This window comes from Rhodococcus sp. IEGM 1351 (assembly GCF_030056875.1).
In the GTDB taxonomy this organism is placed as follows: Bacteria; Actinomycetota; Actinomycetes; order Mycobacteriales; family Mycobacteriaceae; genus Rhodococcus_F; species Rhodococcus_F opacus.
Genome location: NZ_JASHKU010000001.1, coordinates 376,532 through 389,914 on the forward strand (window position 1 = coordinate 376,532; position 13,383 = coordinate 389,914).

Genomic DNA, 13,383 nt, shown 5'->3' on the forward strand with positions numbered 1-13,383 from the left:
CGTGACCTGCCGGTGGAGTGCGCGTTCCGGCAGGAACAAGTGTGCGGGCCCGCGTGCCCAGCCGTACCGCGACTGGATCCGTGAGGGGCCGCTCGAGGAGGCGGCTGTGCTACATCGCACCAAGTCCGGACGCTCGCTGAAGTGGGGACTGATCGGTGCGGCCGCCGTCCTCACCGTTCCCCTGCTGGCTGCGTGCGGGTCGTCCGAAGAGGGCATCGTCCTCAGCTTCTACACGGCTGCCGACGGCGCCGAACAATATGCGGAGGCCGCGGCCAACTGCACGGCCGCGGCAGGCGGCCGGTACACCGTGGAGCAACGCACGCTGCCGAAGGGCGCGGACGATCAGCGGCTCCAGCTGGCTCGCCGGCTCACCGGAAACGACACGTCGCTCGACATCATGACACTCGACGTGGTGTGGACCGCCGAGTTCGCCGAGGCCGGCTGGGCGGTGCCGCTCCCACCCGGCATCGCGGCGGAGGTCAGCGAGGGCACGCTCGAAGGCCCCCTCGAATCCGCGAAGTGGCAGGACCAGCTGTACGCCGCGCCGCTGAACACCAACACCCAGTTGCTCTGGTACCGCAAGGACCTCATGCCGGACGGGCAGCCGCCGCAGACGTGGGATCAGATGATCGACATTGCGGAGGGCCTCGCGGCGGAGGGCCGGCCCAGTTGGATCGGGGTGCAGGGCAAGCAGTACGAGGGTCTGATGGTGTGGTTCAACACCCTGCTCGCGAGCGCGGGCGGGTCCGTCGTCGCCGAGGACGGGACCACCGTGACGGTTGCCGACGGCGACGCCGCGCTGAAGGCGCTCGAGGTCATGAAGCGGGTGGCCACCGCGGAGGGTGCCGACCCGTCGGTTTCCCAGGGCGACGAGGCGTCGTCCCGGCTGGGGATGGAGAGCGGAAAGGCTGCGTTCGAGGTCAATTGGCCGTTCGTGCTGCCGGGCATGATCGAGAACGCCGAGAAGGGGGACCTGCCGTTCATCGACGAGAAGGGCAACCCGACGTCTGTGGACACGGGCAACACGGTGCTCACCGTCGACGGTCAGCAGAACTTCCTCCCGGCGCCGTACCCGTCGGTGATCCCCGGGCGACCGGCCGAGGTGACGATCGGCGGGTTCAACATCGCGGTCGCGAAGACCAGCCAGCACCCGGACCTGGCGTTCGAGGCGGTGTCGTGCCTGCGGAACGAGGAGAACCAGCGCAACAACGCCGTCGACGGTGGTGTGCCGCCGACGTTGGCGAGCCTGTACGACGACCCGGCGTTCCAGGAGGCGTACCCCGCGTGGCGTGAGGTGCGGGAGAGCCTCGAGACGGCATCCGTCCGCCCGGTGTCACCGGCGTACCAGAGCATTTCGACCCTGATCACCGACACGCTGAATCCGGTCGGTGACATCGACCCGCCGCGCACCGTCGACGAACTCGCCGAACAGGTACGCAAGGCTGTCAACTCGGAAGGGCTGATCCCGTGACGACCGAAACCGTGCAGGCGGACCGGGCCGAAGAGCCGAAAGTCGCGTCGAAGAAGCAGATCTCGGAAGGGAAGAAGGCCGAACGCCGACTGGGTTTGTGGTTGGTGGCTCCCGCCGCGATCCTCATGGTCGCGGTCACGGCCTACCCCGTCGTCTACGCGGTGTGGCTGAGCCTGCAGCGTTACGACCTCCGGTTTCCCGACGACCGCAAATTCGTGGGCCTCGCGAACTACGTATCGGTGCTGTCGGACGCGTACTGGTGGCAGGCCTTCGCGGTGACGGTGGGCATCACGGTCGTGTCGGTGGTCATCGAGTTCGTCCTGGGCCTGATCCTGGCGCTCGTGATGCACCGGACGCTGGTCGGGAAGGGCATCGTGCGGACGGTGGTGCTGATCCCGTACGGCATCGTCACCGTGGCCGCCGCATACAGCTGGTACTACGCGTGGACCCCGGGCACCGGGTATCTCGCCAACCTGCTGCCCGACGGCAGCGCCCCGCTGACGCAGCAGATTCCGTCGCTGGCGATCATCGTGCTCGCCGAGGTGTGGAAGACGACGCCGTTCATGGCGCTGCTGCTGCTCGCCGGACTGGCCCTCGTTCCCGACGACCTCCTCAAGGCCGCGCAGGTCGACGGCGCCGGGGCGTGGACGCGGCTGGTGCGGATCATCCTGCCGCTGATGAAACCCGCGATCCTCGTGGCGTTGTTGTTCCGCACCCTCGACGCGTTCCGGATCTTCGACAACATCTACGTCCTCACCAAGGGCGCCAACGACACCGGATCATTGTCGATCCTCGGCTACGACAACCTGTTCAAGGCGTTCAACCTCGGTATCGGCTCGGCGATCAGCGTCCTGATCTTCCTCTGCGTCGCACTGCTCGCGTTCGTGTTCATCAAGCTGTTCGGCGCCTCGGCTCCCGGGTCCGACACGGAAGGAAACCGATAGCCATGGCCGTCGTCGACACACCTCGCCGCAAGATCAGCTGGTCCGTGGTCAACCTGCTCGTCCTGCTCTACGCACTGGTCCCGGTGCTGTGGATCGCCAGCCTGTCGTTCAAACCCGCGGGAACGATCAAGGACGGTAAGTTCATTCCGCAGAAGTGGACACTCGACAATTATCGCGGGATCTTCCAGACCAACGCGTTCACCAGTGCGCTGATCAACTCCATCGGCATCGGCCTCATCTCCACCGTGATCGCCGTCGTCATCGGCACCATGGCCGCCTACGCCATTGCCCGGCTGGACTTCCCGGGCAAGAAGCTGCTGGTCGGTGTGGCCCTGCTGATCGCGATGTTCCCCCAGATCTCCCTCGTGAGCCCGCTGTTCGACATCGAGCGCAGACTGGGGCTGTTCGACACCTGGGCGGGTCTGATCCTCCCGTACATCACGTTCGCCCTCCCGCTGGCCATCTACACGTTGTCGGCCTTCTTCAAGGAGATTCCCTGGGAGCTCGAGAAGGCGGCCAAGATGGACGGCGCCACTCCGGCGCAGGCGTTCCGGAAGGTCGTGGCACCGCTCGCGGCACCGGGCATCGTCACCGCCGCGATCCTGGTCTTCATCTTCTGCTGGAACGACCTGTTGTTCGCGATCTCGCTGACCTCGACGGAACGGTCCATCACCGCGCCGGCCGCGATCGCGAACTTCACCGGCGCCTCCCAGTTCGAGGAGCCGACGGGCTCGATCGCCGCGGCCGCAATGGTGATCACGATCCCGATCATCATCTTCGTGCTGTTCTTCCAACGACGCATCGTGGCCGGTCTGACCTCCGGCGCAGTGAAGGGATAATTCTGTGGCCGAAATCGTGCTCGACAAGGTGACGAAGCTGTACCCGGACGGCGCCAAGGCGGTGAGCGACGTCGACATCACGATCGCCGACGGCGAATTCATCATTCTGGTCGGACCGTCCGGTTGCGGAAAGTCGACCACTCTCAACATGATCGCCGGGCTGGAGGACATCTCGTCCGGTGAACTGCGCATCGCGGGGGAGCGGGTCAACGAGAAGGCGCCGAAGGACCGCGACATCGCGATGGTGTTCCAGTCGTACGCGCTGTACCCGCACATGACGGTGCGGCAGAACATCGCGTTCCCGCTCACCCTGGCGAAGATGTCGAAGTCGGACATCGCGGCGAAGGTGGACGACGCCGCCAAGATCCTCGACCTCACCCAGCACCTCGATCGCAAACCGGCCAATCTGTCGGGCGGACAGCGGCAGCGGGTCGCGATGGGCCGGGCGATCGTCCGCAGCCCCAAGGCGTTCCTGATGGACGAGCCGCTGTCGAACCTCGACGCCAAACTCCGCGTCCAGATGCGCACCGAGATCGCCCGGCTGCAACAGCGACTCGGCACCACCACGGTGTACGTCACGCACGACCAGACCGAGGCGATGACCCTCGGCGATCGGGTGGTGGTGCTGCGGGGCGGCGTGGTCCAGCAGATCGGGGCGCCGCAGGATCTGTACGACCACCCGAACAACCTGTTCGTCGCCGGGTTCATCGGCTCGCCGTCGATGAACTTCTTCCCGGGGCAGCTCACTGCCGACGGGGTGTCGACGCCGCTCGGCGAGTTCACACTGCCTCCGGAGACACGCGACACGATCGGGTCGTCGAACACGGCGAAGGACGTCGTCGTCGGGATCCGTCCCGAGCACTTCGAGGACGTGGGGCTCGTGGACGAGGGGCAGAGGGCGGCCGGTGCCACGTTCACGGCCAACGTCGAGGTGCTCGAGTCGATGGGTTCGGACAAGTACGCCTATTTCACGGCCGAGGGACCGCAGGTGACCTCCCGGGAACTCGAGGAGCTCGCCGCCGACTCGGGGACCGCGGTCGCAGGCGGCGGGCAGCTGGTCGCCCGGTTGTCGACCGAATCGTCCGCGGCGCACGGCAGGCCGGTGGAATTGTGGTTCGACCGGGCGAAGATCGCCCTGTTCGATCAGGACTCGGGAGCCAACCTCACGCTCTGACCAGAGCGCTCACCCGAACCTCTGGTGTTCGCTCCGCCGAGGCCACCGACCGTGCCCCATTCGGCCGCGAGGGCGGTCGCGTGGACCTCGTCCTCCTCCTCGTCGGACGGGGTGCGGGTGGTGCGCGTGATCCCGAAGAACGGCAGCAGCCCGGCGAGGGCGGCCGCGGTCGCGCCGACGACGAACGCGATCACGTACGCCGATTCGGTCGGGACGTCCGTTCCGTCGATGGTGATGCCGGCGAGCAGGGTCGCGAGCAGCGCACTGGCGAATGAACTGCCCACGGACCGGGCGATGGAGTTGATGCTGTTCGCGACGCCGGTCTCGTCCTGCCGGACCTCGGCCACGAGCAGCGACGGCAGCGACGCGTAGGCGAGGCTGATGTACGTGTTGACCAGCAGGATGGCCGCGATGACTTCCCACGTGCGGTCGTGGGCGAAGACGAACACGACGAAACCGCTGACGCCGACGACGCTCGCGGCGATGAGGACGGCACGGGAACCGAAGCGGTGGATCAGTTTCCCGCTGAGGATCGAGGCGAGGACGCCGCTGATCGCGCCCGGCAGCAGGTACACGGTGCTGGCCTCGAGGACGGTGGCCCCGAAGCCGTATCCGGCCACCGCGCGCGGGGTCTGGACGAAGTACGAGCTGCCCAGGAACATCACGAACATCGACATGCCGACCACGAGCGCGGACAGGTGGGTGACGAGGACGGGTGGGTTGGTCAGCAGCCGGGGCGCGACGAGTGGGTCCGTGATCCTGCGTTCGTAGAGGAACCAGCCGATCAGGACCAGGATTCCGGCGATTCCGCTGACGATGGTGACGGGCGACGTCCAGCCCCAGGTTCCGCCCTCGGCGAGCGGCAGCAGGACGAGGACCAGGCCGGCGGCGAGACCGGCCGCGCCGATCCAGTCGATGGAACCCGTGCCGACGCGCGGGCGGCGGGGGATGGCGATCCAGGCGAGGACGAGTCCGGCGGCGGTGATGGCCGACGACAGCCAGAAGATGCGGTGGAAGTCGGCGCCGTCGGAGACCAGCACACCGGTGAGGACGATGCCGAAGCATCCGCCGAATCCGAGGGTGCCGGAGAAGATCCCCATCGCCCCGGTCAGCTTCTCGGCGGGAAGTTCGTCACGCAGGACCGCGATGCCGATGGGGAACAGCGCGAACGACACGCCCTGGAGCACGCGGGCGAAGATCAGCACTCCCACGGACGTCGACAGCGCACCGATCAGGGAGCCGAGCAGGACGACCACGAGCACACCGAGCAGGACGGGTCGTTTGCCGCGGAGATCGGCGAGGCGGCCGAGGACGGGTGTCGCGGTGGCGGCCGCGAGGAGGTTCGCGGTGAGGAGCCAGCCGACGGCGGTGGGGCCGACGTCGAGTTGCGCACCGATGGTCCCGACGATCGGCACCACCAACGTCTGCAGAACGGCGACAATCATCACGACGAAGCACATGACAGGCAGGAGAGCCCTGGCTGCGGTGGTCGATCCGGCGGCCATGGGGTCCTCCTGGAGGGGTCGGTGAACGGGCGTAATCAAATACGGTACTGGGGCTAACTAACGAAGGGGTTCACGGTGGGGTCCGACCGCATGTCGAATCGAGCGCTGGGCAGGGCGACACTGGCCCGGCAATCGCTGCTGAGCCGTTCGGACGCGTCCGCCCTCGACATGATCGAGCACCTCTGCGGACTGCAGGCCCAGGCTCCGGCCCCGCCGTACTTCGCACTGTGGGCGCGGTTGACACGATTCCGCGCCGAGTCGCTGTCGGACCTCATCGAGAAACGCGCGGTGGTGCGGATCGTCGCGATGCGCGGGACGGTGTTCGCCCTGTCGTCCTCGGACGCGCTCTCGTTCCGTCCGCTGACGCAACCGCTGCTCGACCGCGACCTCCACACCAACACGCAGTACCGGTCGAGTCTCGACGGGATCGACCTCGGCGCCCTCGCCGCCGCGGGACGCGAACTGGTGCGTGACGAACCCCGCACGCAATCGCAGATGCGGCCCCTGCTCGAGGAGCGGTTCCCCGGCCGCGACGGCGCCGCGCTCGCCCACGGGGTGCGGGGACTGGTCCCGATGGTCCAGGTTCCGCCGCGCGGGCTGTGGGGCAGGTCGGGGCAGCCGGCGCTGTCGACGCTGGAGTCGTGGGTGGGTCGTCCACTGTCCGCCGCGCCGTCCATCGACACGATGCTGTTGCGCTACCTCGCCGCGTTCGGCCCCGCGAGCGCGCGGGACGCCCAGGCCTGGTCGGGACTGACCCGGCTCGGTGAGGTCCTGGACCGGCTGCGGCCGGAACTCCGGGTGTTCGCGGGGGAATCGGGTCCGGAACTCTTCGACCTTCCCGACGCACCCCGCCCCGACCCGGGCACCCCCGCCCCCGTCCGCATCCTCGCGCCGTTCGACAACGTGCTGCTCTCGCACGCGGACCGCGGGCGCCTCCTCGACGACGACGTGCGGAAGAAGGTCTTCACCCAGAACGGCATCATCAAACCTGCCGTCCTGGTGAACGGCAGGGTCGCGGCGTTCACCACGACGGTGGTCGAGAAGTCCCGTGCGGTACTCGACGTGGAGCCGTTGGCGAAGATCGCGAAGACGCACCGCACCGCGATCGAGGCGGAGGGCAGGCGACTGTTGAAGTTCGCGCACCCCGACGCGCCCGAGCGCGTCGTGCGGTTCACGGACTAGCCGGTTTGTGCCTGCGCGGTGCGAGATGACTGAGCTCGGCGATGATCTCGTCGTTCCAGACATGCTGGCGCACAAGGCGGTACCGCTCGCGCGCCACCCACAGGTAGGCCTCGGCGTCGGTGTGGTCGGGCAGCATCTCCGCGGCCCGCAGCATCCGGACCACCGGCAGGAACTCCTCACCGAACCAGCGCCGGGCCACGGTCTCACGGCTGAGGAATTCGCCCACCTCCTGCATGAGCCGGAAGCCCCACGCCTCGACGCTCTGGCTGATCTCGGCGTACTCCCAGGGATCGGTGACGACCACGGCCGCCCGCTGCGGCCCGCTCAACGGCACCCGCGTGAGGAACAGGCGGCGGTGATCCTTGATGACCAGGTCGCCTCGCTGCGCGATCCCGTCGGGGGAGATCTTGGTCTGGATCTCGGTGACGTAGGCGTCGATCGTGCTCCAGTGCATCGCGTACGCGATGGAGACGCGGTGGTGGCCGTCGCTGACGAAGTGCATGGACCCGATCCGATACACCTGGATCGGCGGCACCGACTCGCCCCGGCGCTGCGCGGCCGCCAGCCGTTGCCAGCGCTCGCGCACGCGGGTGGACGTGGGCCGGAAGAACCGGTCGAAGTCGCGGGTCCGGTCGACGCTCCCGACGATGGAGTTGACCGGGATCACCTGCAGTCCGAGCGATCGTTCCCCGACCCGTCCGACTGCCGCGACCACCTCGTCGAACGGCAGGATCTCGTTGACGTCGTCCGGTTCGCGGCGAAGCCAGCTGACCAGCCGCGACAACTCGGCGCGACGACGCTGGCGGGTGAAATCGTTCTCCGCGTCGGCGGCGGGGAACCCGGTGTCACGTGCCATGCCTGCGCCTGACGATGGTGGGGTCGGCACCCGGGGCCAACTCCAGCAGGGTGAATCCCACGGTGTTGATCACCGTCGTCGCGCCGAGCGTGCGGTCCTCGGCCGCCCGGCCGTACGGGTGGACGTGCCCGTGAATCATGACGCGGGCCTGCAACCTGCCCGCCAGGGTCTCGAAGCATTCGAAACCCCGGTGCGGTGGATCCTCCTGGTCGCCCACTCCGCGGGGTGGGCTGTGCGTGAGCAGCACGTCGACGCCGGACACACCCGAGCGGCGTGCGTGCCACGCACTCGTCAGCGCCAGGTTGCGCGCCCGCCGCCGCTGCTGCCGCTCGGTCCACTGATTGGGGCCGTCGTTGTAGCGGATCGACCCACCCAGGCCCGCGATGCGCAGGCCAGCGATCCGCACGATCCGGCCGTCCGCGTTGACCGCGCCGCAGGGCCCCGGCCACGCCGAGGGCAGACCCGCCCGCATCCATCCGACACGTCCCGCGGAGTAGCCGGACAGATCGGCGTCGTGGTTGCCCGGCACGAAGACGCACGGCGCGTCGAGCGCGTCGATCAGGTACTCCAGGTAGTCGAACGGGAGATCGCCCGCACCGAGGATCAAGTCGACGTCCATGGCACGCACCTGCGAACTCCACAGCGACTCGATCGTCTCGTCGGACACTGCGAGTACCGAGACCATGCTCCGACGCTACCGGCTCGCGAGGCCGGAGGACGGGTGAGCGGCTTCGGTGGTTTGATTGCGGGGTGACTGACAGCGTTGTGGCCTCTGTTCGCGCGCACCTGCTGAGGCAGATCGGGGGACCGGAGCCGACTGCGGCATCGGTGACGTTCCTGGGCGTCGAGCCGCTGGACGTGCTGCGGTTCGCACCCGACGACGAGGATCTGGTTCGCTACGTGACCCTGGGGTGCTCCCGGCACCCGATGGGCGACCCCGGCGAGCTGGTGGCCGACCCTCTCCGGGGCCCCCGCGCCGAACTGATCCTCACCCTGCGCGGCGGGGCCGGGGTGGCGTCGGGAGTTGCGCGCACACTCGCGGTCCTGGCGGCGGCGCCGTCGGTGGAAGGCGTGGTTCTCGTCGAGGACGCGTTGCTCGACCTGGGGGAGCCGCTGTGGAAGGACACACCGTTCACGGCCGTGCTGCTCGGTGAGTCGTCCGTTCCCGACCTCCCGCTGCCCGAACCCGCGGAGGCCGTGCGGTTCCTCGCGGTCGTGCCGATCACCGGCACCGAGGCGGCGTGGGTCCGACTGCGCGGCGCCGGCGCACTGCGCGACGCCTGGGCGGAGGCGGGCATCGACGTCCGCGATCCGCACCGCGGTGCCGCGTCCCTCTAGAGCCAGTGGTTCCGGCGGAACGTGACGAACAGGCCCACCGTCACCGACGCGATCACGAACACCACGCCGTGATAGCCGTACTGCCAATGTAGTTCGGGCATGTTGTCGAAGTTCATGCCGTAGATGCCCGCGATCATCGTCGGCACTGCCGCGATGGCCACCCACGCCGAGATCTTGCGCATGTCGGTGTTCTGCTGCACGGCGATCTTGGCGAGGGCGGCATCGACGAGTGAGCTGAGAACCTCGTCGTATTCGGCGATCCGCTCGGCGACGGTGGTGTGGTGGTCGAGGACGTCGCGGAAGTAGCGGCGGATCTCCTTCGGCACCGGATTGCCCGGGGATCGCGTCAGCCGGAGCAGCGGATTGGACAGCGGGTTCACCGACTTGCGGAGTTCGACGATCTCGCGCTTGAGAAGGTAGATGTGTTCGACCGCGACGCTGCTGCGCGGACTGAACACCGCCTCCTCCATGCCGTCGACGTCCTCCTCGATGGCCTGGGTGACCTCGAGGTACGTGTCCACCACGTGGTCCGCGACGGCGTGCAGCACCGCGTACGGGCCCAGTGCGAGCCGCTCCTGGTTCGCCTCCAGCGCGTGGCGGACGTTCGCGAGCGGGGAGTGGTCACCGTGCCGCACGGTGATGACGAAGTCGGCGCCAACGAACACCATGATCTCGCCGGTCTCGACGATCTCGCTGGCGGTGGCCACCGACTCGTGCGGCACGTAGTTGACGGTCCGTAGCACCAGGAACAGCACGTCGTCGTAGCGTTCCAGCTTCGGCCGCTGGTGGGCGTGGACGGCGTCCTCGACCATCAATTCGTGCAGCCCGAACGTCTCGGCCACGCTCTCCATCTGCCCCTCGTCGGGGGCGAGCAGCCCGACCCACACGAATCCTTCACCCCGTGTGCGGACCTCGGCCATCGCGGCCTGGTGCGTGTACTTGCCGGGAAGCCTCGTGCCGTCGACATACACACCACAGTCGACGATGGCGCGCGCGGTCGGGATGCGGATCCTGGGGCCCGGGTCCTTGTCACCGCTGCGCTGATCCTTGTCGCTGCCGCGCTTGGGGAGCGAGGGCACAGACGGCACGGGCCCCTCCCTTCACCGTCGAGTCGGAAACGCTGCTGGTGAATCGTACGTCAGCACCCGCTCCGGGCCGGCGGCGTCGCACGACACGCCAGGCCTCCGGGCCGCACGCGCGGACCCCGTGCCGCGACACCTGACAGACTGGTCTGGTGCTCATCGATCTCCACACCCATTCGACGGCCTCCGACGGAACCGACAGCCCGGCGGACCTGGTGCGCGCCGCGGGGGCGGCGGGACTCGACATCGTGGCGATCACCGATCACGACACGACCGCGGGGTGGGCCGAAGCGGCCGCGGCGTTGCCTGCGGGGCTCGCGCTGGTGCGCGGCATGGAGATGTCCTGCGAGGGGCGCGGTGAGGACGGACGCCCGGTCGCGGTGCATCTCCTCGCCTACCTGTTCGATCCCGCGCACGCGGCGTTCGCACGCGAGCGGGAACGGTTGCGGAACGAGCGGATCGTGCGAATCCGCGCGATGGCCGAGTTGATGATGGAGGACGGTCTGCCCATCGACGCCGACGAGGTGCTCGCGGAGGCGGGACCCGCGGCGGGGCGCCCGCACCTGGCCAGGGCTCTGATGCGCGCCGGTGTGGTGGGCAGCGTCGGTGAGGCGTTCGTGGATCTGCTGGCCCCACGCGGCAGGTACTTCGTCGACAAGTCGGACACCCCCCTCGACGACGCCGTGCAACTGGTGGCCGAGGCCGGGGGCGTGAGCGTCCTCGCCCACGGACGGGCCCGCACGAGGGGACGACTACTGTCACTCGATCACGTCCGTGACCTGGCGGGAGCCGGTCTCCACGGGCTAGAGGCACATCACCCCGACCACTCGTCGGACGACGCGCGGGTACTGCAGGAACTGGCCGACGAGTGCGGTCTGGTCGTCACCGGCTCCTCCGACTACCACGGTACGAACAAGGCCATCCGGCTCGGCGAGTTCTCGACGGACACCGACGAATTCGACACCCTCGTATCGAAAGCATCCGGGGTGCAGGTGGTCTCGGCATGAACACGCACGAGTCCGAGCGGTACGACCCCTATGCTCCCATCCTCCCGCGGACGGTGACGGCCACCGGACCGCGACGCAGCCCTCTCGTGGTCCGCGCACTGCGCGCCCTCAGCGGGGCCGTCGCCGCCGGCGTGGTGATCCTCTGCCTCGTCGTGATCGGCTCCGCCTACGTGGGCGGCGGCCGGGGCTTCCCCGGCCCGGGGACGATCTCCATCACCGCACACCTGGTCGCGTCCGTGTTCGTGATCGTGGCGCAAAGGTGTGCGGACCGCCGCGACGGTCTCGTCGCCGTGGTCGCATCCGTCGCCATCCTCGCGGCGGCGGCGCTTCTGCTGGCTACCCAGTGGTGGGGTTGACGGACGCCCGGCGCGTTATGTGAAACCGGCTCTCACAGTGACCCGCGGGTAACTTGTTCTCACAGGTAGAGGCCAGAAAACGTGAGACATCTGACTCTCGTGGCAATTTGATTGTGCATCGATATTCGTGCCAGACTTAGCACCACTCCGACGTCGGCGCCACCGCCCTTCGGCGGGGGTTTATGGCAGTGTTGCCAGGGCTCACCCGCCCGTGCCATGACGCTTCGGAAGTTCTGCGGCCATCGTGATCGCGCACCCCGGAAGCTTCACCCTCAGTTGTCGTTCGTGGAGTAACTGTGAAGATCAGCGCCGATCCTCACGGTTACTTCTCAGTAACCCGGCCCCGAGTGAGCCTGGACTTAGCAGGAGTGTCATCGTGTCCATCGTGTCCGAACCCACCACACCGCAGAAGGTCGAGCTGACCGACGAGGAGATCTTCGCCGGCCACATCGGGGGGAAGCTCTCGGTTGAGACCACGACCGCCCTCGATACGCAGCGCGCCCTGTCCATCGCCTACACGCCCGGCGTCGCGCAGGTCTCGCGCGCCATCGCCGCCGACGAAACCCTCGCCGACCGGTACACCTGGACCAGCCGCCTCGTGGTCGTCGTCTCCGACGGCTCCGCGGTGCTCGGCCTCGGCGACATCGGCCCCCGCGCCTCCCTGCCCGTGATGGAGGGCAAGTCCGCCCTGTTCAAGAACTTCGCGGGCCTGAACTCGATCCCGCTGGTCCTCGACACCAAGGACCCCGACGAGATCGTCGAGACCCTGATCCGGCTGCGCCCGAGTTTCGGTGCGGTCAATCTGGAGGACATCTCCGCGCCGCGCTGCTTCGAGATCGAACAGCGCGTCATCGAGGCCCTGGACTGCCCGGTCATGCACGACGACCAGCACGGCACCGCCATCGTCGTCCTGGCCGCCCTCAAGGGTGCGGTCAAGGTCCAGGACCGCGACCTCCACCAGTTGCGGGTGGTCATCTCCGGCGCCGGCGCCGCCGGTGTCGCCTGCGCGAACATCCTGCTCGCCGCCGGGATCGCCGACGTGACGGTCCTCGATTCGAAGGGCATCGTCTCCGCCGACCGCAAGGACCTGAACGAGGTCAAGGTCGACCTGGCCGCGCGCACCAACCCGGCCGGCCGCCGCGGCGGCACCGCCGAAGCCCTCGACGGGGCGGATGTGTTCCTCGGGGTGTCCGCGGGCACCGTGCCGGAGGAGCTGATCGCGACGATGGCGCAGGATTCGATCGTGTTCGCGTTGTCGAACCCGGACCCGGAGATCCACCCCGACATCGCCCGCAAGCATGCGGCGATCGTGGCCACCGGACGCTCGGATTTCCCGAACCAGATCAACAATGTGCTGGCCTTCCCCGGTGTGTTCCGGGGCGCGCTCGATGCCGGTGCCCGCCGGATCACCGAAGGTATGAAGCTCGCCGCCGCCGAGGCAATCCTCTCGGTCGTCGGTGACGAGCTGGCTGTAGACAAGATCGTTCCCAGCCCGCTCGATCCTCGCGTCGCCCCCGCTGTCGCGGAGGCAGTCGCCGCCGCTGCTCGCGCAGAAGGCGTCACCGACTAGCGAGAATCCGTCGAGCACCCCGATCCGGAACCCGCACCCACGGTTCCGGTGTCGGGGTG

The 13,383-nt window shown here is 68.3% G+C and carries 13 protein-coding genes; 9 read left to right on the plus strand and 4 right to left on the minus strand.

What is annotated here, in order from left to right:
* Positions 1–106 precede the first annotated feature (106 nt).
* The 4 genes from QM806_RS01820 to QM806_RS01835 are packed head-to-tail and all read left to right on the plus strand — an operon-like array spanning position 107 to position 4,428.
* On the plus strand, positions 107–1,471 hold the full coding sequence (locus QM806_RS01820; protein ID WP_169695216.1) for an ABC transporter substrate-binding protein: 1,365 nt from the start codon (positions 107–109) through the stop codon (positions 1,469–1,471).
* A complete protein-coding gene (locus QM806_RS01825; RefSeq protein ID WP_005573473.1) occupies positions 1,468–2,415 on the plus strand; it encodes a carbohydrate ABC transporter permease in 948 nt (315 codons plus the stop codon). The genes QM806_RS01820 and QM806_RS01825 overlap by 4 nt, the downstream gene beginning before the upstream one ends.
* Before the next feature lie 2 nt (positions 2,416–2,417).
* Positions 2,418–3,254, plus strand: coding sequence for a carbohydrate ABC transporter permease (locus tag QM806_RS01830; RefSeq protein WP_005239292.1), 837 nt, complete (start codon positions 2,418–2,420; stop codon positions 3,252–3,254).
* A gap of 4 nt (positions 3,255–3,258) precedes the next feature.
* Positions 3,259–4,428 (plus strand): ABC transporter ATP-binding protein, encoded by a 1,170-nt coding sequence (locus tag QM806_RS01835; protein WP_005573474.1) that lies wholly within the window; start codon positions 3,259–3,261, stop codon positions 4,426–4,428.
* Here the strand turns inward: QM806_RS01835 and QM806_RS01840 are convergent.
* Positions 4,398–5,933 (minus strand): MFS transporter, encoded by a 1,536-nt coding sequence (locus QM806_RS01840; RefSeq protein ID WP_005573475.1) that lies wholly within the window; start codon positions 5,931–5,933, stop codon positions 4,398–4,400. The two genes, QM806_RS01835 and QM806_RS01840, sit on opposite strands and share 31 nt — an antisense overlap.
* 75 nt (positions 5,934–6,008) lie before the next feature.
* On the opposite strand from QM806_RS01840, the gene QM806_RS01845 reads away from it, so the two are divergent.
* The gene (locus QM806_RS01845; protein WP_133986450.1) at positions 6,009–7,115 is read left to right on the plus strand and encodes a winged helix DNA-binding domain-containing protein; all 1,107 of its coding nucleotides are present in this window, start codon (positions 6,009–6,011) and stop codon (positions 7,113–7,115) included.
* On the opposite strand, the gene QM806_RS01850 is transcribed toward QM806_RS01845, so the two are convergent.
* Together QM806_RS01850 and QM806_RS01855 are read right to left on the minus strand one after the other, a co-directional pair.
* Entirely contained in the window at positions 7,105–7,971 is an 867-nt protein-coding gene (locus QM806_RS01850; RefSeq protein ID WP_005264657.1) for a hypothetical protein, read from the minus strand. The genes QM806_RS01845 and QM806_RS01850 overlap by 11 nt on opposite strands.
* Positions 7,961–8,656: a metallophosphoesterase family protein gene (locus tag QM806_RS01855; RefSeq protein ID WP_169695218.1), complete on the minus strand. Its 696-nt coding sequence runs from the start codon at positions 8,654–8,656 to the stop codon at positions 7,961–7,963. The genes QM806_RS01850 and QM806_RS01855 overlap by 11 nt, the downstream gene beginning before the upstream one ends.
* 65 nt (positions 8,657–8,721) lie before the next feature.
* Here QM806_RS01855 and QM806_RS01860 point away from each other — a divergent pair, with 65 nt between their 5' ends.
* Positions 8,722–9,309 (plus strand): suppressor of fused domain protein, encoded by a 588-nt coding sequence (locus QM806_RS01860; RefSeq protein ID WP_169695219.1) that lies wholly within the window; start codon positions 8,722–8,724, stop codon positions 9,307–9,309.
* On the opposite strand, the gene corA is transcribed toward QM806_RS01860, so the two are convergent.
* A complete protein-coding gene (gene corA / locus QM806_RS01865; RefSeq protein WP_037207598.1) occupies positions 9,306–10,397 on the minus strand; it encodes a magnesium/cobalt transporter CorA in 1,092 nt (363 codons plus the stop codon). The two genes, QM806_RS01860 and corA, sit on opposite strands and share 4 nt — an antisense overlap.
* 146 nt (positions 10,398–10,543) lie before the next feature.
* Here corA and QM806_RS01870 point away from each other — a divergent pair, with 146 nt between their 5' ends.
* The 3 genes from QM806_RS01870 to QM806_RS01880 all read left to right on the plus strand — a co-directional run bounded on the left by QM806_RS01870 (position 10,544) and on the right by QM806_RS01880 (position 13,324).
* Positions 10,544–11,398: a PHP domain-containing protein gene (locus QM806_RS01870; RefSeq protein ID WP_005571687.1), complete on the plus strand. Its 855-nt coding sequence runs from the start codon at positions 10,544–10,546 to the stop codon at positions 11,396–11,398.
* Entirely contained in the window at positions 11,395–11,754 is a 360-nt protein-coding gene (locus QM806_RS01875; protein WP_169695220.1) for a hypothetical protein, read from the plus strand. Before QM806_RS01870 ends, QM806_RS01875 begins: the two co-directional genes overlap by 4 nt.
* A gap of 376 nt (positions 11,755–12,130) precedes the next feature.
* Positions 12,131–13,324: an NAD(P)-dependent malic enzyme gene (locus tag QM806_RS01880; RefSeq protein ID WP_283290154.1), complete on the plus strand. Its 1,194-nt coding sequence runs from the start codon at positions 12,131–12,133 to the stop codon at positions 13,322–13,324.
* Positions 13,325–13,383: the final 59 nt, after the last annotated feature.

What these genes read in the sequence shown, in the direction of transcription:
- QM806_RS01875 (WP_169695220.1), top strand. Translation starts at nt 11,395, where the DNA reads ATGAACACGCACGAGTCCGAGCGGTACGACCCCTATGCTCCCATCCTC.
- QM806_RS01855 (WP_169695218.1), bottom strand. Translation starts at nt 8,656, where the DNA reads ATGGTCTCGGTACTCGCAGTGTCCGACGAGACGATCGAGTCGCTGTGG.
- QM806_RS01840 (WP_005573475.1), bottom strand. Translation starts at nt 5,933, where the DNA reads ATGGCCGCCGGATCGACCACCGCAGCCAGGGCTCTCCTGCCTGTCATG.
- QM806_RS01830 (WP_005239292.1), top strand. Translation starts at nt 2,418, where the DNA reads ATGGCCGTCGTCGACACACCTCGCCGCAAGATCAGCTGGTCCGTGGTC.
- QM806_RS01850 (WP_005264657.1), bottom strand. Translation starts at nt 7,971, where the DNA reads ATGGCACGTGACACCGGGTTCCCCGCCGCCGACGCGGAGAACGATTTC.